Source organism: Cellvibrio sp. GW822-FHT04B05 (genome assembly GCF_058800985.1).
In genome coordinates, this window is sequence record NZ_JBXAMU010000003.1 from 725670 (window position 1) to 748932 (window position 23263).

General features: G+C 49.9%; 23 protein-coding genes and 2 tRNA genes. 9 read left to right on the forward strand and 16 right to left on the reverse strand.

What is annotated here, in order from left to right:
• Nucleotides 1-124 precede the first annotated feature (124 nt).
• On the forward strand, nt 125-958 hold the full coding sequence (locus AC1RJL_RS13000; protein WP_492914648.1) for a hypothetical protein: 834 nt from the start codon (nt 125-127) through the stop codon (nt 956-958).
• A 552-nt stretch (nt 959-1510) separates the two neighbouring features.
• Here the strand turns inward: AC1RJL_RS13000 and AC1RJL_RS13005 are convergent.
• From AC1RJL_RS13005 to AC1RJL_RS13020, 4 genes are all read right to left on the reverse strand, one after another.
• Nucleotides 1511-2338, reverse strand: a complete 828-nt coding sequence (locus AC1RJL_RS13005; protein WP_492914650.1) for a ParB family protein — start codon at nt 2336-2338, stop codon at nt 1511-1513.
• Nucleotides 2328-2558 carry a hypothetical protein gene (locus tag AC1RJL_RS13010; protein WP_492914651.1) on the reverse strand — a complete coding sequence of 77 codons (231 nt, stop codon included), beginning with the start codon at nt 2556-2558 and terminating at the stop codon, nt 2328-2330. The genes AC1RJL_RS13005 and AC1RJL_RS13010 overlap by 11 nt, the downstream gene beginning before the upstream one ends.
• Before the next feature lie 11 nt (nt 2559-2569).
• Entirely contained in the window at nt 2570-3412 is an 843-nt protein-coding gene (locus AC1RJL_RS13015) for a ParA family protein (protein WP_492914653.1), read from the reverse strand.
• A gap of 97 nt (nt 3413-3509) precedes the next feature.
• Nucleotides 3510-3586: transfer RNA gene (locus AC1RJL_RS13020), tRNA-Met, on the reverse strand.
• 162 nt (nt 3587-3748) lie between these two features.
• On the opposite strand from AC1RJL_RS13020, the gene aroA reads away from it, so the two are divergent.
• From aroA to AC1RJL_RS13040, 4 genes are all read left to right on the forward strand, one after another.
• Complete coding sequence (aroA, locus tag AC1RJL_RS13025) at nt 3749-5035, forward strand: 3-phosphoshikimate 1-carboxyvinyltransferase (RefSeq protein WP_492914655.1); 1287 nt, start codon at nt 3749-3751, stop codon at nt 5033-5035.
• 167 nt (nt 5036-5202) lie between these two features.
• Nucleotides 5203-6693 (forward strand): carboxypeptidase M32, encoded by a 1491-nt coding sequence (locus AC1RJL_RS13030; RefSeq protein ID WP_492914657.1) that lies wholly within the window; start codon nt 5203-5205, stop codon nt 6691-6693.
• 29 nt (nt 6694-6722) lie between these two features.
• Complete coding sequence (gene yegD / locus AC1RJL_RS13035) at nt 6723-8090, forward strand: molecular chaperone (protein WP_492914659.1); 1368 nt, start codon at nt 6723-6725, stop codon at nt 8088-8090.
• A gap of 522 nt (nt 8091-8612) precedes the next feature.
• Nucleotides 8613-9032, forward strand: a complete 420-nt coding sequence (locus tag AC1RJL_RS13040; protein ID WP_492914661.1) for a hypothetical protein — start codon at nt 8613-8615, stop codon at nt 9030-9032.
• 266 nt (nt 9033-9298) lie between these two features.
• Here AC1RJL_RS13040 and AC1RJL_RS13045 read toward each other — a convergent pair whose 3' ends face one another.
• From AC1RJL_RS13045 to AC1RJL_RS13100, 12 genes are all read right to left on the reverse strand, one after another.
• Nucleotides 9299-9931: a DUF799 domain-containing protein gene (locus tag AC1RJL_RS13045; protein WP_492914663.1), complete on the reverse strand. Its 633-nt coding sequence runs from the start codon at nt 9929-9931 to the stop codon at nt 9299-9301.
• A 6-nt stretch (nt 9932-9937) separates the two neighbouring features.
• Nucleotides 9938-10285, reverse strand: a complete 348-nt coding sequence (locus AC1RJL_RS13050) for a DUF4810 domain-containing protein (protein ID WP_492914665.1) — start codon at nt 10283-10285, stop codon at nt 9938-9940.
• 14 nt (nt 10286-10299) lie between these two features.
• Nucleotides 10300-10986 carry a CsgG/HfaB family protein gene (locus AC1RJL_RS13055; RefSeq protein ID WP_492914667.1) on the reverse strand — a complete coding sequence of 229 codons (687 nt, stop codon included), beginning with the start codon at nt 10984-10986 and terminating at the stop codon, nt 10300-10302.
• A gap of 129 nt (nt 10987-11115) precedes the next feature.
• Nucleotides 11116-12207, reverse strand: coding sequence for a redox-regulated ATPase YchF (gene ychF, locus AC1RJL_RS13060; protein ID WP_492914668.1), 1092 nt, complete (start codon nt 12205-12207; stop codon nt 11116-11118).
• Between the two features lie 127 nt (nt 12208-12334).
• Complete coding sequence (gene pth, locus AC1RJL_RS13065; RefSeq protein ID WP_492914670.1) at nt 12335-12928, reverse strand: aminoacyl-tRNA hydrolase; 594 nt, start codon at nt 12926-12928, stop codon at nt 12335-12337.
• A gap of 142 nt (nt 12929-13070) precedes the next feature.
• The gene (locus tag AC1RJL_RS13070) at nt 13071-13685 is read right to left on the reverse strand and encodes a 50S ribosomal protein L25/general stress protein Ctc (protein WP_492914672.1); all 615 of its coding nucleotides are present in this window, start codon (nt 13683-13685) and stop codon (nt 13071-13073) included.
• A gap of 129 nt (nt 13686-13814) precedes the next feature.
• Nucleotides 13815-14744, reverse strand: coding sequence for a ribose-phosphate pyrophosphokinase (locus AC1RJL_RS13075; RefSeq protein ID WP_492914745.1), 930 nt, complete (start codon nt 14742-14744; stop codon nt 13815-13817).
• A 252-nt stretch (nt 14745-14996) separates the two neighbouring features.
• A tRNA-Gln gene (locus AC1RJL_RS13080) sits at nt 14997-15071 on the reverse strand.
• Nucleotides 15072-15129: 58 nt separating this feature from the next.
• Nucleotides 15130-15975 (reverse strand): 4-(cytidine 5'-diphospho)-2-C-methyl-D-erythritol kinase, encoded by an 846-nt coding sequence (ispE, locus tag AC1RJL_RS13085; protein WP_492914675.1) that lies wholly within the window; start codon nt 15973-15975, stop codon nt 15130-15132.
• Nucleotides 15972-16592 carry a lipoprotein insertase outer membrane protein LolB gene (gene lolB, locus AC1RJL_RS13090; protein WP_492914677.1) on the reverse strand — a complete coding sequence of 207 codons (621 nt, stop codon included), beginning with the start codon at nt 16590-16592 and terminating at the stop codon, nt 15972-15974. The genes ispE and lolB overlap by 4 nt, the downstream gene beginning before the upstream one ends.
• Nucleotides 16589-18307, reverse strand: coding sequence for a tetratricopeptide repeat protein (locus tag AC1RJL_RS13095; protein WP_492914679.1), 1719 nt, complete (start codon nt 18305-18307; stop codon nt 16589-16591). Before AC1RJL_RS13095 ends, lolB begins: the two co-directional genes overlap by 4 nt.
• 119 nt (nt 18308-18426) lie before the next feature.
• Nucleotides 18427-18960, reverse strand: coding sequence for a 3'-5' exonuclease (locus AC1RJL_RS13100; protein WP_492914681.1), 534 nt, complete (start codon nt 18958-18960; stop codon nt 18427-18429).
• A gap of 164 nt (nt 18961-19124) precedes the next feature.
• Between AC1RJL_RS13100 and hemA the strand changes: the two genes are divergently transcribed.
• From hemA to AC1RJL_RS13120, 4 genes are all read left to right on the forward strand, one after another.
• On the forward strand, nt 19125-20432 hold the full coding sequence (hemA, locus tag AC1RJL_RS13105; protein WP_492914683.1) for a glutamyl-tRNA reductase: 1308 nt from the start codon (nt 19125-19127) through the stop codon (nt 20430-20432).
• Nucleotides 20432-21514, forward strand: coding sequence for a peptide chain release factor 1 (gene prfA / locus AC1RJL_RS13110; RefSeq protein WP_492914685.1), 1083 nt, complete (start codon nt 20432-20434; stop codon nt 21512-21514). Before hemA ends, prfA begins: the two co-directional genes overlap by 1 nt.
• A gap of 118 nt (nt 21515-21632) precedes the next feature.
• Nucleotides 21633-22514, forward strand: coding sequence for a peptide chain release factor N(5)-glutamine methyltransferase (prmC, locus tag AC1RJL_RS13115; protein WP_492914687.1), 882 nt, complete (start codon nt 21633-21635; stop codon nt 22512-22514).
• Nucleotides 22511-23260 (forward strand): HesA/MoeB/ThiF family protein, encoded by a 750-nt coding sequence (locus AC1RJL_RS13120; RefSeq protein ID WP_492914689.1) that lies wholly within the window; start codon nt 22511-22513, stop codon nt 23258-23260. The genes prmC and AC1RJL_RS13120 overlap by 4 nt, the downstream gene beginning before the upstream one ends.
• Nucleotides 23261-23263 lie beyond the last annotated feature (3 nt).

A 23263-nucleotide genomic window follows, 5' to 3' on the forward strand; every position in this document is an offset into this window, starting at 1 on the left:
TCTCAGCTCTGATTCTATAAAAAAAATAATGGCGCTGTAACCATCTAGCGCTTCACCTCTTGTCTAGCTCAGAGTTATGTTAGTAATATATGCTCTACTCTGAGCTAAATTCATATGGATTTATATGCGAACAATTGTAGGTGTTATTCTTATTGTCAGTGTCGGTGCTTTCGTTTTCTATTCTTCAACGAAGCCGATTCCCTCAGAAAAAATGCCTCGCGTCACCGATAATATTGCGTCGAGTTCGTCTGCCGAAAGTAGGATAATCTCCTCGAATGAAGTGAATCTCGAAGCCACTAAAGTTTCCACATCCAGTATCTCTCAAGCCAATGATGGAAGAGTACTTCTACCTCACGAAGCGACAGTTTTTAATACTTGGGCTGCGCAAGCAGGCTATGACTTAGATGGTAGCCTCACGCTTAGCTACGAAAGCATAAGTGACGAAGGATTGAACAAGCTAGCTAATCAGAATGATCCAAAAGCCCATTTAGTTTTAGCGAATCGAATTATAGGTGCTAAAAAATCTTCGGAATTGTCGAATGAAGCTTTAGATAAGGCTCACAACCACTTGTATGAAGCATCTGTTCTAGGGTACACGTCTACGCTGGATGCAATAAGCCGATTAAAATTTCGAACTGCAAATAGAAATCATAAATTACGCAAAGCAGCCATTGAGGAGGCATTTAAATTTTTGTATGTTGGAATAAAGAGAGGAGACCCCAACTCAGAGACGAGCCTGGAATTGTACAAAACCAGCTTTCCTATGTCCGACCACGAACTTCAGGCAATTATGGCTAAAGCTGATTTAACTTATAATGATCTAGCAGAAAGAAGAAGTAGCGCGGGCCTTCCAGCTTTTGATAACAATACCCCTCCGGAGGTGCGAGCGGTTGTTGCCAGGATAAAAGAAATGTCAAATGGATTACAACCAGCTCCTCCACCTGTTACTAGCAAGTAGCATGGACACTTGCTCTGAACAAAGTCGCATATATTGGACCTCCAGTCCTTACTCGATATTTATTAAGTCTCCAAAAAATGCTTCTTCGCATTTAACGGAGGCAGCCCAACGTCTTACTAAGACACAAGAGTGAATTACCGATTGTCTTGCCACAAAGAACTAATGACTGAGAAACACGTCGATAACAAGCTTTCCTCCCACCCTCTAATTTCTAGCCATCTATAATTTTAGGATGGTTGATGCAAGTTCATTTATGGATTTTCGCTGCTCGTAAATAATGACTTTAACCCGTCGAAAGTGGGTGTACCGCTACTGCGAAGCAAGCTTCTTCTCACGCTTAGGCAACCATCGACGAAGAGCGGACATTACCACAGTGTTTTTCCTTGAATGTAGTCAAAATCTGACAATCAAGGCACCCATTGTTGATTGCAGCAGTTCCCTTCGTTGATGCTGATGGCTTGCGATCAGGCTCCGTGGGGGGCGCCATGACTAAATGCGTTGGTCGGGTTAAATCTTCTCTGCGCCTGCCACCAATCGCCTGCACTTGCGCAGTCACTGATAGGACAGGGCCATCCAGTTTCTGCGCCATCTCTCCACACAGTTGGTATTCAGCAGCTTCCACATCGAATCCATCACCATCCAGGATTTCCAGATTCCATCAAATTCGCCATCCTCAGGCGTGGCTATGGCTTCCCAATAGGTGCGGCAACTGTCGAGCAGCTTCCGTAGTTTTTTAACGCGATCAATACCAATCCCTGACCAAAATGCCTTGGGGATTATTGAAAATAAAATTTCCTCGGCAAAAAGCATTTGATTTAGGATCACATGATCAAGTGACCAGCCTATATCTGTAATTCGCTTGGCCAGTTCACGAATCGAAAGTGCTTTACCTGCAGCAGCTTCCAACTGTTCTTTAATCCGTCTTGCCGCAATAGCACGTTCAATAAAAATCATATTGCCGCGCATTTCATTCTCGATCATGTGCCCAACCAGCACATCGAGATCATTTGTCCATGGATGAAACATCAGATCCAGTCGATAAAACTTTTCATCGCCGGTTTCTTCCCAAAGCTCCCGCAATATCTCTAATCGCGTATTCCCGCCGTCCTTAATCATGTAAGGATCAGCTGGATTTTTACGGGTCACATTGGGTGCATGGTCGAGCCCACGGTTACGAATGGATTCCTTGATTTCATCGTACAAAGGGTTCCTGGATTGGCGTGGGTTGTCCTTGTACGCGATGACATCATCGAGTGTGGCAAGGATACGCGTAGGAACTGCTGGATCGGGGGGCAGAGCGCCAGCAGTGTTTCCGCCAAAGTGAGGCTTTTGCATTAAAGCCCCAATTCCTTTAGCGGCGCCTTTATTTTTATCGTTCATCAGTGATGCTCCCTGCTATGAATTCTTCAGCGAGGCGCGATTTTCCGATGCGTGTAATGCCACAGATGAGTATTGAATCCCCCTGTTCTGGTTGATGATTTATGGGGGCTACACTGTCCGGTATTAGGTTAATATGGGTTGGCTCCAGTGAGCCGACCCAATCTATTTGTTCCTCTGTGCGAGTAAGGGGAAGTGGTGTGTTGTTGACATGCTTGTCCATGATCCGTCTCCTTACTCTGTTTTCCATTGGGGTTTTATACCCAGTAGTTTTGGCTCAAGTTCCTCAATCAGCTCCAGCATCGTGTAAAGCGCCGATTTCGTGGGTCCACTCCGTGCTACTTCATGGCGATGGACAGGAACACCTAAGCCATTGGCTTCGGAATAAGGCTTTAACAGTGGGATAATGGTATTAAGAACGGTGACTTGGCCGTCAACCGCTTGATCGAATTGGCTGCGCAGTTCATTAGCAATGCCAGAGGCAGTGCTGGTTCTGTCCCACATGTTGATCAATACTTTTATGGGTGGCAGTGGGCGGCCGGTCACGCTCATAAACCCAGGGCGAGGTTTGAATTTATTCACCAACTCAATGGTGCCATGCAGAAATTCGCGGGTATCGAGCACTTGGGGTTTGATAGGGGAGATCAATATATCAGCAGCAAAAATCACAGATTCCTGGATGATCCCTTTAGCACCCTGTGTATCAATCAGGATGTAGTCGTAATCCAATGCTTGCAGTGCCACATAGAGGTGTTGGAAGTGAGTGACTGACTCGTGTAAAAAAGTGGTGATGTGCTCACCTTGGGGGTCGTTGTTTATGACGATATCCAAATTGGGAATATTGGTTTTTGAAATGCACTGATTTGCATTGGCAGACCGGTAGACTTGGGTCAGGCCAAAGGGCGCTTGATAATCAAGGGGGTAAACACGGGAAAGGGATTGCTGCGGGTCGGCATCAACCAGCAAAACGCGCTGGGTCATGTCCGCTAATATTGCACCGAGATTAGCCGTAATTGTGGTTTTACCCACACCGCCTTTAGTGCATATTATTCCGTAGATCTTGGATTTTGCTGGCATCGTTGATGTCCTCATTAACGGTTAGTTAACGAAACGCATCTTCGGCCACAGGACTTTTAAGAATGCCCCCTCACTTATGTGAGGAGGTTATCAAAAATGGTAGCTAGAGGCGGACTTGAACCGCCGACCCCAGCATTATGAGTGCTGTGCTCTAACCGGCTGAGCTATCTAGCCATAAATGAGGCGCGCATTTTGGCGATAGAGGGGCGGGCTGTCAACCCCATATTCGTAGTTCGAGCGAAGTTCAGGGATGCGGGCAAGGGCTGATGCGGGTATGATGCGCACTTTCTTTTTTTGGCCTTGCTCGGCCTTCCACCCTTTTTAAACAGGTCCACGATGGAATTTCTCGATCTCGCTCCCGTTACCCGCGCCCGGGGCACTGTGCAGTTGCCCGGTTCCAAAAGTATCTCCAACCGCACCCTGTTGCTGGCGGCGCTGGCCAAGGGTGAGACGGTTATCCGCGATCTGCTGAAATCCGATGATACTGATCGCATGCTGGAAGCGCTGGCGGCGCTGGGTGTGAGCGTAACCAAAACCGGCGAGAACGATTATCGTGTGGTTGGCACCGGCGGCAGCTTCCCTAATAAGGAGTCGGATCTGTTCCTCGGCAATGCCGGTACAGCTTTTCGCCCATTGACGGCAGCGCTGGCGCTGAGTGGTGGGACCTACAAACTGCACGGTGTTGCGCGTATGCATGAGCGCCCGATTGGCGATTTGGTGGATGCATTGCGTCAGATCGGCGCGGATATTACTTATCTCGGGCAGGAAGGTTTTCCGCCGCTGTTGATCAAGCCCGCGCAAATCGCGACGAATGACAGTATCAAAATCCGCGGCGATGTCTCCAGTCAATTCCTTACCGCGTTGCTGATGGCATTGCCAATGACCGGCAAAGAAATCCAAATCGAATTGGTGAGTGAGCTGATTTCCAAACCGTATATTGAAATCACCCTCAAGTTGATGGCGCAGTTCAGTGTGGATGTTGTGCGCGATGGCTGGGAGCGTTTCACTGTTCCGGTGACGACGGGTTACATCAGCCCGGCGACGGTTTATGTGGAAGGTGATGCGTCTTCTGCTTCTTATTTCCTCGCGGCCGGTGCGCTCGGCGGCGGCCCGTTGCGAGTGCAGGGTGTGGGGGCCAAGAGTATCCAGGGCGATGTGGCCTTTGCCGATGCGCTGGAAGCAATCGGTGTAACCATTACCAAGGGCGAGAACTGGATTGAAGCATCAGCGCCATTGCTTCCGCTTAAAGCATTTGATCGCGATTTCAACCACATTCCCGATGCGGCCATGACGCTCGCCGTGGTTGCACTTTTTTGCGATGGCCCTTCGCGTTTGACCAATATCGCCAGTTGGCGGGTGAAAGAAACTGACCGTATTTCTGCGATGGCAACCGAGTTGCGCAAACTCGGTGCACTGGTGGAAGAAGGTGAGGATTGGTTGCGCATTACGCCGGTAAATAATTTAATCCCGAATGCGGCAATTGATACCTACGACGATCACCGCATGGCGATGTGTTTTTCGCTCGCGACTTTTGGCGGCGTGCCAGTGCGTATTAATGATCCAAAATGCACTGCTAAAACTTTCCCGACTTATTTTGATGTGTTTGGATCGGTTGTAAGTTAAGGCAGTTCCAGGGCGACGCTTGAAGTTTCAGATGGTTCTCGCCCATTGCTTTTTAACAATTTAAAACCGCAGCGCTTGGGTGCCGATAATTTTTTGTCGCAGAAAATTATTGCTAAAAGTTGCTGCGGTTTTTTATTTTTCCAATCCTTTTTTTGCGAGGAGCGTTTATGTCTTACTCACAATTGCAGCAGCACTTTTTAAAAATTTCGCACTTCAATCATCTGGATGCAATTTGCTCCTGGGATCAAGCGGCGATGATGCCGGATGGTGGCAATGATGCGCGCGGCGCTGCGATGGCAGAGTTGTCGGTATTGATCCATCAACTCACCACGGCGCCGCAATTGGCCGATTGGATTGCAGCAGCAGAAGCGGAAGACCTTTATCCGCAAGAGCAAGTGAGTCTCGCGGCAATCAAGCGTCGCTGGCAGCAGGCGAACCAATTGCCGGAATCGTTGGTGATGGCGCAATCGCTCGCCAATTCCACCTGCGAACACGCATGGCGTGAACAGCGCAAAAATAATGACTGGCAGGGTTTTAAAACAAACCTCTCCCAAGTCGTTGAGCTGGCTCGCGAAGAGGCAAGTATTCGTGCGGCGGGTACTTCGTTAAGCCGCTACGATGCGATGCTCGATATTTATGAACCGGGTATGAATTGCGCAAAATTGGATGTGCTGTTTGGTGATGTTAAGACTTGGCTGCCGGAATTTATCCAGTGTGCGGCTGATATTCAAGCACATAAAACCCTCATCATGCCGCAGGGGCCATTTGCTGTTGCGCAGCAAAAAGAACTGGGTTTGGCGGCAATGCAATTACTCGGTTTTGATTTTAGCTGCGGCCGTTTGGATGTGAGTGCACATCCATTTTGCGGCGGTGTGCCCACGGATGTACGCATTACCACACGCTACGATGAAAACGATTTTATGAAAGCGCTGTTTGGTGTAATCCACGAGACCGGCCATGCGCGCTACGAACAAAATTTACCAGCGCAATGGGCGGGCTTGCCTGTGGGGGAGGCCCGCTCGATGGGTGTACATGAATCGCAAAGTTTATTTTTTGAAATGCAACTGGCACGTTCAGCCGAATTCACCAAGCTGCTTGCACCTATAGCTGCAAAAATTTTACAGCGCGAGAGTGATACAGCATTCAGTGAGGCCAATATCTATGCAGTGAATACGCGGATGAAACGCGATTTTATCCGCGTCGATGCCGATGAGTTGACTTATCCTGCCCACGTTATTTTACGCTATGAAATTGAGCGGGCGTTGATTGATGGCAGCATCGAAGTGGATGATATTCCTGCGCTGTGGAATGACAAGATGCAAGCGTATCTGGGCTTGTCGACCGAGGGTAATTATCGCGATGGTTGCATGCAGGATATTCACTGGGCGGGTGGTTCGTTTGGATATTTCCCCTCGTACACGCTGGGTGCAATGTATGCTGCGCAAGAATTTACGGCGGCAGATCGCGCAATTCCGCAGCTGCGTGAAAAAATTGCCGCTGGCAATTTGACTGAATTATTCCAGTGGCTCAAGGATAATATTTGGTCTAAAGGAAGTCTGTTATCGACTGATGAGTTGATGATCGCCGCTACCGGTGAACCGCTCAATGCGCGCTATTTCAAAACTCATCTTGAGCGTCGCTATTTGGCTAGCGAGTAATGTTAAAAAAGCGGTAGTTGGAAAAAGTTATGTTTGTTGGTTTTGATTACGGTACATCTAATTGCGCTATGTCCTGGCTTGATCAGGGTCATGCGACTTTAATTCCGCTCTACGGTGATGATACGTTTGTGCCATCAACGTTATACGCACTGGAGCGCGCCTTTATCGCCGAGTTGATTGCGCAGCAATTGCCGGACGGTGAAACCAAACTGGATTATGCGCGCAGCCGTTCGGCGCTGCTCGGTCAGGCACGGATGGGAAAAATTGAACACGATATTGATCAAGTGCGCGACGGAATTTTTTTCGGTAGTGAGGCGATTGCACATTACATCAGTGCGCCGGGTGAAGGCTATTTTATTAAATCACCTAAATCCTTTTTAGGCGCGAGCGGCTTACGCCAGCAATCGGTCGATTTTTTTGAGGATGTTGTCGCGGCTATGATGCTCAATGTCAAAAGCCGTGCTGAACAACATGTGCAAAAAAATATCACCCAGGTAGTGATTGGTCGCCCGGTAAATTTTCAGGGTATCAATGCGCAGGAAAGCAACCAGCAAGCGCAAACTATTTTGGCTGCGGCAGGCAAGCGCGTCGGTTTTACCGATATTGAGTTTTTGTTCGAACCGCTCGCCGCCGGTTTTGATTTTGAAACGCGCCTGACCGAAAACAAGCGCGTATTGGTGGTTGATGTGGGCGGCGGTACTACCGACTGTTCCATGGTGTTGATGGGGCCTGCGCACATCAAACAACTTGAGCGTGCGCAGGATTTTCTCGGCCATACCGGCGAGCGCATCGGCGGTAACGATTTTGATATCCAGCTTGCACAAAAAATATTGATGCCGCATTTCGGTATGTTATCGCCACTAAAAACCGGCTTGCCTATGCCGTTGATGCCATTTGTGAATGCAATGGCGATTAATGATATAGGCGCGCAAACCGAATTTTATGATGCAAAAACCGGCTTCCTGCTTGAACGATTAACCCGTGAAACCCTTGAGCCGGAATTGCTGGATCGTTTTATTACCATGCGCGACGACAAGCATAACTTTGCCATAGTGCGCGAGGCGGAGCTGGGAAAAATTGCCTTGTCTGCGCAAGAGCAGCATAAGTTTCAGCTGGATTTTATCGCGCGCGGTTTAGCTCCTGAATGCAGCGCGCAAGACTATGCCTATGTCAGCGAAAAGCTTCTGCAAAAAATCGCCGTGTTGATTAGCGAAGCAACACAGCAAGCCGGTGCGCAACCACACATCGTTTACATCACCGGCGGCAGCGCCAAATCGCCGCTCATCCGCAGAGTAATTCGCGAATTATTCGGCGATGAAATTGCGATTGTTGATGGGGATCACTTCGGAAGCGTGGCGGCAGGTTTGGGAGTGTGGGCGGAGCGGGTGTTTCGCTAGAGAAATCGAAGTTGTCCCGGATGATTCAATTACATGCTTTAAAACTTATCCCGTTCGGCTGCTCTTGAGTCGACCGTTCAGATAAAAAATCTTTCGTAGTGGATTTTGACTCAGAAAAAAATTATCCCAGTTGATATTGACAGCAGATTGGGTGATTGCCATGGTCGCTGCAATCTCCTTCGTCTCAATCACACGCCAGCAGCTTCCGACAATATGTGGCGCCAGTAATCCAGCAAGATACCCGAATCAGCAGCAGTGCCATCTTAAATGGCTTCTGTTCCGGCACTGGCGATGAGCTATTGATGTTTTTGGTAGGCGATGACGGTAATGAACGCCTATACCTATATAGAGAGCAGAAATCTGCAGGAGGGGTATCGCATGCATTTGTTTAGTCGTTAGGAGACAATTGCTATAAATGTTTTATTTGTGAATGGTGGAATACATCTTCATAAACTACTGTTTAAGAACACGGCGATAATAAGTATTAGCTCTGTTCCTGATGTTAATCATTTCGAGGATTATATGAATATTTTTCCAAAAGTTGGTGTTGATAATATTAAGTTGGGCATGAACCAAAAGGATGTGCAAACCATCTTGGGAGTGCCTGCAAATAAGGAAAAAGTTGAGGAAGAGGAAATCTGGGAGTTTGAGAGTGGATTGGAATTGTCTTTTCAGGCGGAGGATAGTTATCGCCTGAGTTCGATAACTGTTATGGCTGATTCGGCTTTATTGGATTCAAAGCTAATAATCGGTATTACCGAGTCTGAGCTTGAAGGTATTTTCCCGGTATTCCGTTTGGATGAAGACTTTAAAAAAGACGGGAAAAGTTACTATGCGGATGAGTTGCAAATAATGGCATGGGTTTTTGATGGTGAGGTATTCAATGTCGTTATTTTTCCTGAATATGATGAAAGTACTGAGCTACCGATTTGGCCGGTGTGATTCTGAATTGATATCGTAGTTTGTTATGGACTTTTTAAAACTAACGCCGTCGCAAGTTAAGATTGATGCTGATGGCTGTGCTAAATATCTTGACGACATTATTGGGGTTTTTATGTGGTGGTTTTCTTGGGTTTTAATAAAGTTCTGAACGCGATTTACCCGTATTGTTATCGATACTTCAAAATCACAGCGTTAATAAATGCAACTCCCTTGCATAAAGAACACCGTCCGACAACATAGCGGTGTTCTGTAAAGGTCACTACGATTTATTTTGTTTTGTAATAAGGTCCAGGTAACATACCGCGCGCTTTGTTATTGACTGCAACCAGATTGGCTTGTGACGATAAACCGTAGGTTTTATCAACCAAGGCGCCAATGATTTGATCTGCAATCGCGCCAATAAGTGCTCCTGCAAGTCCACCACCGCCATCACCAGAACTCTGTTGGGCTTGCACTTTTGCTTCCCAAAGCAGCGTTCCTGTGCGTGTATCAACCAAGCGAACAGTGGAGTCAACAATGGCTACTGATGATAGCACTTGGAACTTTTGTCCCCATTGATTGATGTGAACATACAGAACAGCGTCAGCACCAGTGACACTGTGCACTTTGTCGAGTGGGATGCTGTTCATTTCGGCGGGTGTAGGCAGGCCGTTTTCTTTGAGCAAGGTATCAATCACGGCTACCGGAAATACATAGTAGCCTTTCTCGGCCAATGGCTTATAGATAGTCGATAAAAATGTATAAGTTGAATCGACATCGGTTGAGTCGCTCATTGGTGGAATCACCAAAATGGATCTTGGTTTCGCCGCATGAAATGCGGTGTAATCATAAGGCTGAACCGCGCAACCAGAGCTGAGCACTAGCATCAGTAGACTTAATATTAATCCGGATTTTTTCATTTGATTTTATTTTCCTTGTTCCAGGCGAGTTAACAATCCATCAACAAAAATGGCTGATTCAGGATAGCGAACCAGTTCTTCATTCAGGGATTGTTTTGCTTGTTCACTATCACCCATGCTGGCGTAGAGCATGCCCATGTGTGCAAAAACACCCGGTGGAACCGGTTTGCCTTTACTCGCTGCAATTTCAATATCCTTGCGCAGTTTTACGAGCTGTTGATCAGTAGTTGCCTCTCCAGGGTTTTTATACATGTCGTAAACGACTTGTTCGTAATTGCCCCAGTGATAGGTGGTGTCGTTATTGGCGCAGCCAGCCAGACACAGTGCCAGCGATAATGCTAATAATATTTTCATTGTAATTTCCTTATTTATTTTTCGATATTCCAAACGCCGTTTTGCAAATCACGAACCATGTTATTTACCGCTTCGGTAATTGCAAAGTTCAATACTTTCCCGTTGAGTGTCGCGTCGTAACCTGCGGTGCCGCCAAATCCGACAACTTCGCGATTGCTTAAAACATATTCACCGGCACCTTGGGTGGAATAAATAATTTCCGATGTTCTAACGTCAACGATATTCAGTGCAACCTTGGCATAGGCCGTTTGTTTTTTACCTGAACCTAAAATGCCAAATAATTGCTGATCACCAGTGACTTTGCGGCCAAACTCAGTCACATCCCCACTTACGGCGTAGTTTGCGCCCTTCAATGTTTGGTTAACGCCTGCAATTTTGGCTTCGGTCTCCAGCCCGCTCATATTGTCGCGATCAACAATACTAAAGCGATTGGTTTGTTGCAGGTGAGTTTTTAAAATAGTTTTTGCTTGGTTGCCCAAATTATCGATATTGGTAGAAAACATACCTTGTAGATAAGTGGAGCGATTTTGAAAGTTTCCAACGACCAATGTGTATTTGGTCCCTTGGTAACTAGTACCATGTGTTTCAACTGTTTGTGGAGTTATTTCGCGGTGGGACTCAGTTGCACAGGCTGAGCACAATGCGATCAAGCAGCCAAGCCCAATACTTTTTATTGTTTTCTGGTCAATTAATGTAACCATCAAGAACATCTCCATTCGTTAATTATCGTGAGGGTACGCTGCATTACATAGCGCTTATTTTTTTCACAAAAAAGCCACTGAAAAATATCAGTGGCTTTTTTGATCTACATAAATTCAGTGGCAGGATGACTAGACGTTAAACAAAAAGTGCAACACATCGCCATCTTTTACGACGTACTCTTTACCTTCTTTACGCGATTTCCCCGCCGTTTTAGCACCTTGCTCGCCTTTGTATTGCACAAAATCTTCATAGGAAATAGTTTCGGCGCGGATAAAACCTTTTTCAAAATCCGTGTGGATAACACCAGCCGCTTGCGGTGCCGTGGCGCCTACAGGAATGGTCCAGGCGCGTACTTCTTTTACACCGGCGGTGAAGTAAGTCTGTAAACCGAGCAGTTGGTAACCGGCGCGGATTACGCGGTTTAATCCGGGTTCTTCCATGCCCATTTCAGCGAGGAATTCTTTTTTGTCATCACCTTCCAATTCGGCGATATCGGCTTCGAGTTTGTTGCAAATCGGCACCACAATCGATTTTTCTTCTTCAGCAATTTTGCGCACTACATCCAGATGCGGATTATTTTCAAAACCATCTTCGGCCACATTGGCGATGTACATGGTGGGTTTGAGGGTGAGCAGGTTGATCTCTTTGAGCAGGGCTACTTCTTCTTTATCGAGCGGGAATGAGCGCAGTGGTTTAGCTTCATTCAAGTGCGGTTGCACTTTTTCCAGCAGGGCTTTGATCGCCACAGCGTGTTTGTCGCCGCCTTTGGCGGATTTGGCGTAGCGGTTGATGGCTTTGTCTACGGCTTCCAGGTCGGCAAGGGCGAGTTCGGTATTGATCACTTCGATATCAGCAGCCGGGTTTACACCGTTGGCAACGTGGATGACGTTGTCGTCCTCAAAGCAGCGCACTACGTGAGCGATGGCGTCGGTCTCGCGGATGTTGGCGAGGAATTTATTGCCCAGGCCTTCACCTTTTGAAGCACCGGCAACAATACCGGCGATATCGATAAATTCCATGGTAGTGGGAACAATACGCTCGGGTTTGACAATTTCGGCGAGTTTGTCTTGGCGTGGATCGGGTACAACCACGATTCCGGCGTTGGGCTCAATAGTGCAGAAGGGGAAGTTTTCGGCGCTGATGCCCGCATTGGTCAGGGCGTTGAACAGTGTTGATTTGCCGACGTTGGGCAGGCCGACGATGCCGCAATTGAAACCCATGATGCTATTCCGCTAATGAGAAGTATGAAAAATAAGGGGTGAAAATCGAGAGGGCGCGATTATACATGCTCGGCGCCCATTAGACGAAGTTTGCACAGTTCCTTGGGATGATTGTTTCTTGGAGTAGTTACTTTTTGGGATCAGTATGCAGGTTTTTCATCGCCGTATTCCAGTCGCCTTTTATGGCGTCCGGTGTGCATTTGATTGCGCGGGCGATGGCGCCATCAATCAGCTCTTGCTCGCTTGATGGGGCGCGTTTAAGCACAAAGTTGGCGACCATCGCTGCAACACCAGGATGGCCGATGCCCAAACGCAGGCGCGGGAAATTGGGATTGTTACCGAATGCGGCGATGATATCGCGCAGGCCATTGTGGCCGCCGTGGCCACCGCCTTGCTTAAAGCGGGCGATGCCGGGGGCGAGATCCAATTCGTCGTGGGCTACCAACACTGCGGCGGGCTCGATCTTGAAAAAGGTCGCCATAGCGCCGACGGATTGCCCGCTGCGGTTCATATAAGTAGTGGGGATCAACAGGCGCAAATCGCGCCCTTGGTGGCTAACGCGTGCGGTGAGGCCGAAATATTTGTTATCCGGCACCAGTGTTGCCCCCAGTGAGCGGGCAAATTCCTCGACAAAATCGGCACCGGCATTGTGGCGGGTGCGCTCATATTCACGGCCGGGATTGCCCAGCCCTACGATCAGTTGAATCTCGGTATTTGCCATGAATCTTTCTCTTCTCTGTGCTCATTTTCGCGGTGGCGCGCTTGTACCTGTGAATTGTACCTGTGAATTGCCCCTTGATCACCGCCATAAAAAAAGGGCTGGCTCCGAAGAGTCAGCCCTTTTTTCAAGGAGGAGGAAGAAATTACGCTTCTTCGCCTTCGCTTTCTGCAGCACCTTTCGGCTTCACAACAGTGGCTACTGCCAGGTTGTGGTCTGCGCCTTTTTGCAGGTCAGCAGAAACTACGCCGCTTGGCAGTTTCAGGTCACTGATGTGCAGGATGGTACCTACTTCAGCGCTTGCCAAGTCTACTTCAATGAACTCTGGCAATTGGTGCGGGAAGCAAATTACGTCCAATTGGGTCAGGTTGTGAACTACTTTACCGCCCTGGATTTTTACGCCTTTAGAGGTTGCTTCATTGATGAAGTGCAGAGGTACATGGGTGTGTACCTTGGTTGACTTGTCAATGCGCAAGAAGTCCAGGTGCAGTACAACAGGCTTGGATGGGTGACGTTGTACATCTTTCAGGATCACGTCCTGAGCGGTGCCGTCAACATTCAAGCTGATGATGTGCGAGTAGAAAGCTTCATGTTCCAAGTGTTTCAACAGTTCGTTGTGTGAAACAGAAACACTGGCAGGAGCGACGTTACCGCCGTAAATTACCGCAGGAACCTGGTGAGCCAAACGACGCAGGCGGCGGCTCGCACCTTTCCCCAAGTCATTACGGGCAGTTGCATCTAATTTAAAGTCTTCAGACATTTTATCGTCCTCAATTTTCCATTCAGATCCGCGACCAGAACCTGATGGGTTTCAGTAACCACAGCACGGAGTGTGCTGTGGTGGTTTACCAGAGGCTATGTTTCGCTTAGCGAAACCTTTAAAGGGTTCCTAGCGGAACATGGCACTCAGGGATTCTTCATTGCTCAGGCGGCGCATAGCCTCGGCGAGCATTTTGGATAAGGTCAGGCTGCGAATGCGCGGGCAGTTTTGCGCGGCCTCGCTGAGCGGGATTGAGTCGGCGACGACCAGTTGATCCAGCTCGGAATTGTTAATGTTATCAATCGCCTTGCCCGATAACACCGGGTGGGTACAGTAGGCAACAACACTCTTGGCACCTTGTGCCTTCAGTGCCTTGGCGGCGCTGCACAGGGTACCGGCGGTGTCAATAATGTCATCGACCAGCAGGCAAGTGCGGCCTTCAATCTCACCGATAATATGCATCACTTCCGCGACGTTGGCGCGCGGGCGGCGTTTATCGATAATCGCCAGGTCTATGCCCAATTGTTTGGCTACCGCACGGGCGCGCACTACGCCGCCGATGTCGGGTGATACCACAATCAGGTCTTCAAATTTTTGCTGTTCAATATCTTCCAGTAGCACTGGCGAACCGTAGACGTTGTCTACCGGTACATCAAAGAAGCCCTGGATTTGCTCGGCATGCAGGTCGACAGTAAGTACGCGGTCAACACCTACGCCTACCATCATATCGGCTACAACTTTGGCAGTGATGGGGACGCGTGCGGAACGTACACGGCGATCCTGGCGGGCATAACCGAAGTAGGGCACTACGGCGGTGATGCGGCCGGCGGAGGCGCGACGCAACGCATCGACCATCACAATTAATTCCATCAGGTTGTCATTGGTGGGTGCACAGGTGGGTTGCACCACAAATACATCGCGACCACGCACGTTATCGTGCAGCTCAACGGCGATTTCGCCGTCCGAAAATTGCGAGACAGAAACGTTGCCGAGCGGCATACCCAAGTGGCCCACAATTTTTTTAGCGAGATCCGGGTTTGCGTTGCCGGTAAAGACCATTAAGTCAGTCACGTCAGATACCTTTTGGTGATTGCTGGGGTGATTGCTGGTGGTTAAAAGCCAGAGCCGATACTTTCTGTCTGTATAAAGCCTGTCTGCGCACAGCAGAGTTTTTTACCCTAGGGAATTCCCGCTGGTAGCCTTGGCTCGGAAGTATCGAAAGGAAAGTATATAGAGTAGTCATTGTTGTGTGGTTCGTAGTAATGGTGCGGAATGATTTGTAAACACACCTGGAACAATGACTGAAATAGATGGCAGGGGCGGAAGGACTCGAACCTACGAATGGCGGGATCAAAACCCGCTGCCTTACCACTTGGCGACGCCCCTATTGTTTTTCGACACTAGTGTTTTTTTGAAACAATTGCGTCCAAAACACAGTACTTGATTAGCTGGCGGGAAGCAGTTTGTAGAGTGGTGATTGGTTTACACCTTGTGCTACAAAACCGGGCAGATGGTTGGGCAATTGTGCCTGCACGTTACGTGCTGTTTCTGCCGACACAAAGCTTGCAAATACGCAGGCTCCGGTTCCCGTCATTCGTGCATTGCGATCAAACTTTTGGAGCCAGATGAGGGCGTTATCGACTTGCGGATAGAGCTTTCTCACCAAGGCTTCGCAGTCGTTTTGACCACCCTGCTCAAGGAAGGCCGCCACTTTAATGGCCGACGTATCTCTTGTCAAATCTTTGTGAGAAAAAATTTCAGCAGTGGATACGTGGCAATCAGGTTGTATAACCAGAAACCATTTTGGCTGCATTTCGATAGTTTGTAGCTCTTCACCTACACCTTCCGCCCATGCGGTTTGGGCATTAATAAAGACGGGTACGTCGGCGCCCAGTTTTAATCCAATCACCTGCAACTGGGTTTTATCCAAACCGCAGCCCCATAAATGGTTGAGTGCAACCAATGTGGTAGCGGCATTGCTGCTGCCGCCGCCGATACCGCCACCCATCGGCAAACGCTTTTCAAGGTAGATATCAATGCCCGCAGCGGCAGGTTTGAACGGTTCCAGCGCGCGTGCGGCTTTGATAATCAGGTTTTGCTCGAAGTCCACACCGGGCAATTCCGGAGTGAGAGTGATCTTGCCGTCGGTGCGGGTGGTAAATGACAGGGTGTCACCGTAATCCAGTAATTGGAAGAAGGTTTGCAGATTGTGATAGCCATCAGGGCGGCGGCCGGTGATGTGCAAAAACAGGTTGAGCTTGGCGGGCGATAGCAGGGTCAGGCTGGTCATTGGGTTTTATCCTGCGCGCCCAAATTCCATTCGCGAATTACCAGCACCAAGCGCACATCTTTGTATTCGGCGGTGATTTTTCCTGGCAGCGGCAATACCGCGCCGTTAAAACTCTGGTCGCGATAATTACTGTAGCTGATGCTCCAATCGCCCTGGATCAATTGATCGATCAGGCCATTTTCGTTTTGTTGTAAATGAGTGATACGCAATTTGGGCGCAGGCACGCCGCGTACCCAATAGGCAAGTTGGTCGACCGGAAGCGTCCAGCCCACGGATTTTTTGATCAGCGCCTCGGCGGTCTTGGCTTCCTGCACCGGTTCGCCGGTTTGTTCGAGGCGGACCTTATCGGAGTTACCGGTAATGATCATGCGCTTTTGCCCGAGCGGACCGCTGAGGTTGATCTGGTAATCGGCTAATTGCTGTGCCCATTTAAGATTGGCGCTGCCGCTGTCATCGGCGGTGCGTATGCCCAATTTTCCGGTCAGTTGCCAGTCGCCAACGGCCTGTAATTGGCGCTGGTGCTCTTGTACGTTTTGCGGTGGTGTCAATGAGCTGCGATGAGCACAGCCGGTAGCCAGCAGGAGAGCGAGTAATAACAGCGTGTAACGCAACATCATAAATTGGCCTTGAAGCGGTTAAGGGTTTCCTGGATTGTCGAATCTTTCGGATCGATTTTTAATCCTTCCTGCCATACACGCCGGGCTTCTTCTTTATCGCCCAGCATCCAGAGGATCTCGCCCAGATGGGCGCTGATTTCCGCATTGGGTGCGGCGGCATAGGCGCTGCGTAAATAGCCCAGTGCTTCGGTGTAATTGCCAAGGCGATATTGCAGCCAACCCATGGAATCCATGATTGCCGCATCATTGGGGCTCAGGCGCAGGGCTTTGCCGAGCAGCTCGCGGGCCTCATCAAGGCGCTGGTTGCGGTCGGCGAGTATGTAGCCGAGTGAATTGAGTGCGGCGATATTCTCGGGCTGCAATTTGATAATCTGGCGCAAATCGCGCTCGGTCGGCGCCAGCCGTTTACGCTGGTTGTTGAGCATCGCGCGGGCAAATAACAGGCGAGTACTGTTAGCAAAGTTCGCCAGGCCTTCGCTGAGTACCGAGTCGGCTTCGGTCAGGTAATTGTGTTTGACCAGCGTTTGGCCGTGCAGTGCATACAGGGCTTCGCTCTGGTCGGGGAAGCGCAAGCGCAGGCGATTCATATGTTGCCGCGCGCTGATAAAGTCTTCCTGCCGGACGAAAATATCTATCAGGCTGACCGTGGCCGAAAGGAAATCGTTGCCGCTTTCGACTTGCAGGTAATGGATGATGGCCTCGGGGAAATCGCTACGCGCTTCGGCCATGCGCCCCAGATAGTAGTGCGCGGTGGATACATGCAGATCGCGATCCAGCAGTTCTTCAAAAGTGTCGCGCGCAGTGTCTATATCTTTGCGTTCGAGCGCAATAATTCCCAACGACAGCAACATATCGCCGTTGCCCGGTAACTGGCGGGTGAGGATGGTGAATTGCTCCTGTGCCTGCTCCATATCGTAATGGGTGAGGATGCGCGCGTACTGTTGGCGCAGACTGGTGTTGTCCGGGTAGAGTTCCAGCAAGCTGGCCATTTTAGTGGTGGCTTCCTGGTCGCGCTTCAACTGATGCAGCAGATTAGCTTCCAGGATCGCGGCGGGAATACTGCGCGGCTGGATCTTCAGGGCTTTGTGGGTGAGGTTCATCGCCTCGTCATATTTGCCTTGTTGCTGCAGCAAAATCCCGGTGCCGACTAATAATTGCTCGTCCTCCGGTCGCCGTTGCAACTGGCCGACAAAATCTTGCAGCAGGTTGGCGCGGTCGCTATCACCAAGGCTTGCTGCACTGGCGGCGATATTCTGGAACAGCGGTTCACCACCTTCCTCTTGCAGGCGATGGGAAAACTCAAAGGCTTTCCGCAGATGACCTAATTGCATCTGCGTCATGGACATATTAGCGAGCGCATCTTTATCGTGCGGTGCGGCGGTAACCCAGATTTGCGCCGTTTCCAACGCCGCCTGGTTGTTGCCCATATAGCGGGCGATCATGGTGGCGCGCTCGGCGATCTGCGGGTCGCGGGTTTCGCGTGCTTGCTGGAGGTAATTGCTCAGCGCCACATCATATTGCTGGCGGCTGCCGGCAATTTCGGCAGCAAGCAGGGAATAGAGGGTTTCGGTCGGGAAGGCACGAGTTGGAATCTGGATCAGTGGCTCGGGCTCAATCTCCGGCGCCGCCGCACTATTTGCTGATTGCAGGCTACAACCACTCAGTACCCAGTAAAGGGTTACGCTCGACAGAATAATTGGGCGATTTTTGATCATGCTCGACCGATAACGGATGCAGGAGGTGGACGCAGGCCAAGCTGCGTGGCCAGACATCATAAACGCGAAGGCGGGCGATAAAAAGAGTGTTCTGGCATTGCTGTGAACTGTTCCGTCGCTTAAAGGCCGGTACGCATCGCCAATGCTGGCTGGGTATCAATAAGATGGCGGGTTTCGAGGTAGGTTTGCTGGATGAGATAAGCATCGCCACTGGCGCGATGGCGTTTGATATCGAGCCGCTTCTCCAGCAGTTTTTTGGTCTGGTCCCACAATAGCAACTGCGCTTCGGTGGCGATCATTTCAATCGGGCTTAAATGAAAGCTGGGGTTAATGCGCGCGGCGAAAAACAGGCGGTTGAGCCAGGGACAATCGTGAGTCCACGCATCGCTGTAGGCAGTGATATCGCCCAGGAATTGGTTGAGTTCGAGACAGATATCGCGCGGCTTTTTGCCGCAGGCTTCGATCAGCTTGCGGGTGATACCATGCACGGCCTGGGCGCTATCGCTCCAGTGATCCCACTCGGGTTGCGGTTCGATCAATGCGCAATAGCGCTCGCCGCCGGGTTTCACCACACCGATTTCGATCGGATAGCTGCGCGAGCCAAAACCGGAGGCTTCGATATCGATAATGGTGGGGCAGGGCGGTCTGCGCATAGGGAAATCCTTGGGTCGTGTCTGATTATAGATACAACTTGCGAGCGAAACGGCTTAATACGCCTCCTTTATGACAGGATTGCGTGCTTGCCTCTTGTCACGCCACCTCTGTGACCGGACAATACCGCCCTCAAAACGATACCGGCGTAAAATAGCCCCGACCCATGACCCTGTTAGCCTTTGGCATCAACCATACAACTGCCCCTCTTGCCTTGCGCGAGCGAGTTGCGTTTGCGCCGGAGAATCTGCACAGCGTCATGCAAGAGGCCTGCGCCCATGCCGGGCTGACTGAAGTTGCGATTCTCTCGACCTGCAATCGCACCGAAATTTACGCCGCGAGCGAAGGTGATGCCGGGGCAATCCAGCAGTGGTTGGTTGACCATACCGCGATTGAAGCGGCAGATTTAGCCAACAGCTATTACTGCTATCAGGATCAGGAAGCGGTGCGCCATATGATGAAGGTGGCCGGCGGACTCGATTCACTCGTACTGGGTGAACCGCAAATTCTGGGCCAAATGAAGTCAGCGTTTGCAGTAGCGAAAGAAGCTGGCACCCTGGGAGCGGAATTGCACACCACTTTCCAGCAGGTTTTTAATATCGCCAAGCGCGTGCGCACTGAAACGGCGATCGGGGAGAACCCGGTGTCGGTGGCCTACGCGGCTGTGAGTCTGGCGCAGCAGATTTTCTCCAATCTCAAACAGGACACCGCGCTCCTGATTGGTGCGGGCGAAACTATTGAGCTGGTTGCGCGCCACATGGCGGAGCAGGGCATCAAACACATTATCGTCGCGAACCGCACACTTGATCGCGCCCGGCGGCTCGCGCGTGAATTTAACGGTGAAGCGATTTTGCTTGCCGATATTCCCGAGTACTTGCACCGCGCCGATATTGTAATTTCGTCCACTGCCAGCCAGTTGCCGTTACTGGGTAAAGGCGCGGTGGAATCGGCGCTGAAAAAGCGCAAGCACAAGCCCATGTTTATGCTCGACATCGCCGTACCGCGCGATATCGAAGAGCAAGTGGGCGAACTGGATGATGTGTATCTTTACACCGTGGATGATCTGCACGCGGTGATTGATGAAAACAAAAAATCCCGCGTCGCTGCTGCCGATCAAGCGGAAGAAATTATTAACGAAGGTGTCGAGTTATTTTTGCGCCAGCAGCGCGCACTTGATGCGGTTGCCACGGTAAAAGCCTATCGCGGCAAAGCGGAGCAATTGCGCGATCTGGAATTGCAAAAAGCGTTGCGCAGTTTGCAAACCGGCGCCAATCCCGAACAAGTATTGCAGCAATTTGCGCGCAATCTGACCAACAAATTAATCCACTCGCCGACGACTGTTTTGAAAGAGGCGAGTGCCAGTTCCCGTCACCATGTTATCCAGGTGGCGCAAGAACTGTTTGACCTGTCGTTTGTCCCTGAAGAGTCTGTTAACCCTGCTGCTGATCTCGGCAGTAATGCAAGTGAGTCATAATGAAAGCGTCTATTTTAGAAAAACTGGATCGCCTTAAAGAGCGCTACGAAGAAGTGAGCGCGATGCTGTCGGAAGCCGACATTATCAACAACCAAAACAGGTTTCGCGATCTATCCAAAGAGTACGCCGAATTAGAGCCGGTGGTGCAAGGCTATCAAAACTACTTGAATCTGCTCGCTAATATCGAAGAAGCCAAACACCTGCTGGTGGATGGTGATGATGATATGAAAGAAATGGCCGAGGAAGAACTAAAAGACTGTGAAGCGCAACTCGAACCCATGCAGCTGGAATTGCAAAAACTTTTGCTGCCGAAGGATCCTAACGACGAGAAAAACTGTTATCTCGAAATTCGTGCCGGCACCGGTGGCGATGAAGCGGCGATTTTCTCCGGCGATTTATTCCGCATGTATTCCCGTTATGCCGAGAGCCAGGGTTGGCGCGTTGAAATCTTGAGCCAGAGCGAAGGCGAGCACGGTGGCTTTAAAGAAATTATTACCTTGGTCAGTGGTCAAGGTGTTTATTCCAAGTTGAAATTTGAATCGGGTGCACATCGAGTCCAGCGCGTACCGGAAACTGAATCACAAGGTCGTATCCATACGTCTGCATGCACTGTCGCGGTAATGCCTGAAGCTGATGAAATGGAAGAGATCAATATCAACAAAGCCGACTTGCGTATCGATACCTTCCGCGCGTCCGGCGCCGGTGGTCAGCACGTTAACAAAACCGACTCGGCAATCCGTATTGTGCACTTGCCCACCGGTTTGGTAATTGAATGTCAGGACGAGCGCTCGCAACACAAAAACCGCGCCCGCGCGATGAGTTTGCTCGCCACGAAATTAAAACAGCAACAGGAAGATGCTGCGCACAAATCGCTGTCTGACGAGCGCCGCAATCTGGTTGGTTCCGGTGATCGTTCCGAGCGCATCCGCACTTACAATTATCCGCAAGGCCGCGTGACCGACCATCGCATCAATCTCACCCTTTATTCATTGGATGCGATTATGCAGGGCGATTTGAATCCGGTTGTGCAGCCGCTGGCAAATGAATATCAAGCTGACCAGTTGGCGGCGATTGCGGATTAATGCTTTAAATTTTTCACTTATGTAGCTCGTAGGTTGGTGGTGAGGAACGAACCCCAACTGACAATCTTGCAACAGAGTGTTGGGGTTCGTTCCTCACCCCAACCTACGTGACTCCCTTATGAGCAACATCACCGTTGCACAATGTTTGCAATTCGCACATGAGCTCGAATCGGTGAGTGATTCCGCACGGCTGGACATCGAGCTCATTCTCTGCCATGTGCTGCAAAAAAATCGCACCTGGTTATTCACCTGGTCGGACAAAACGCTTACCGCTGAACAGCAGCAATTGTTTAATGACTTTTTCCAGCGACGTAAAACCGGTGAACCGGTTGCGCACATTATTGGTCGGCGCGAATTCTGGTCACTGCCGCTCGCGGTCAACAACGCCACATTAATTCCCCGCCCGGATACCGAGCTTCTCGTTGAGTTGGTATTGGAATTATTTGCAAATGATTTGCCGCTACAAAAACGCCGCTGCCTGGATTTGGGCACCGGAACCGGAGCAATTGTGTTGGCCATCGCCAGCGAAAAACCGGATTGGCAATTGCTGGGGGTGGATAAATCATTTGAGGTAATTGCGCTCGCCGAAAAAAATCGCGCGGCATTGCAATTCACTCACGTACAAATGCAGCAAAGCGATTGGTTCAGTGCACTCGTTGCATATCACAGTGAAACGGATGCGCAACAATTTGATGTTATTGTCAGCAATCCGCCGTATATAGATCCGCAAGATCCCCATCTCGATCAAGGTGATGTGCGTTTTGAACCGCGCTCGGCGTTGATTGCAGATAATAAAGGACTCGCCGATCTCGAATTCATCATCCTGCACAGTTGGAATTATTTGCACCCACAAGGCTGGTTATTGTTAGAGCATGGTTATGATCAAGGTGTTGTGGTGCGCGATTTACTTAATGCGCGCGGTTTTGCGCAAGTAGAAACGCGGCGCGATCTTGGCGGTAATGAGCGCGTATCCATTGGTCGAAAAGGAGTGGCGTCATGAATGATGATCAACTATTACGTTACTCGCGTCATATTATGTTGCCGGACGTCGATCTCGACGGACAGGAAAAATTACTGGCCGCGCGCGTATTAATTATCGGCCTCGGTGGATTGGGGTCGCCGGTCGCCATGTATCTTGCCGCTGCAGGTGTCGGCCATTTAACCCTGGTTGATTTTGATGCAGTAGACCTGAGTAATCTGCAGCGGCAAATTGCGCATACCAATGCGCGGATCGGCGAAAACAAAGCAGTATCAGCAGCGAAAAATCTGCGCGAATTAAATCCGGATATTGCAATTGACTGCATCGAAAAATTACTGGATGCAAATGCGCTTGCCAAGCAAATAAGACTGGCAACTGTGGTGGTTGATTGCACTGATAATTTCCAAACCCGCTTCGCGATTAACGCGGCTTGCGTCGCAGCAAAAGTGCCCTTGGTGTCCGGCGCTGCCATTCGCCTGGAAGGGCAGATCGCAGTATTCGATTTGCGTGATAGTAATAACCCTTGTTATCGCTGCTTATATGAAGAAGATAGCGATGACCTGACCTGCGCCGCCAATGGCGTGTTGGCGCCGCTGGTAGGGATTGTCGGTTCGATGCAGGCGTTGGAAACAATCAAATTAATTTGCAGTTTTGGGACTACTCTTGCCGGGCGATTATTGCTGCTGGATGCGCGTCATAGCCAATGGCGCGAACTGAAATTACCTAAAGATAAAAACTGTCCGGTATGCGCGAGTAAGCCTGCGTAAAAA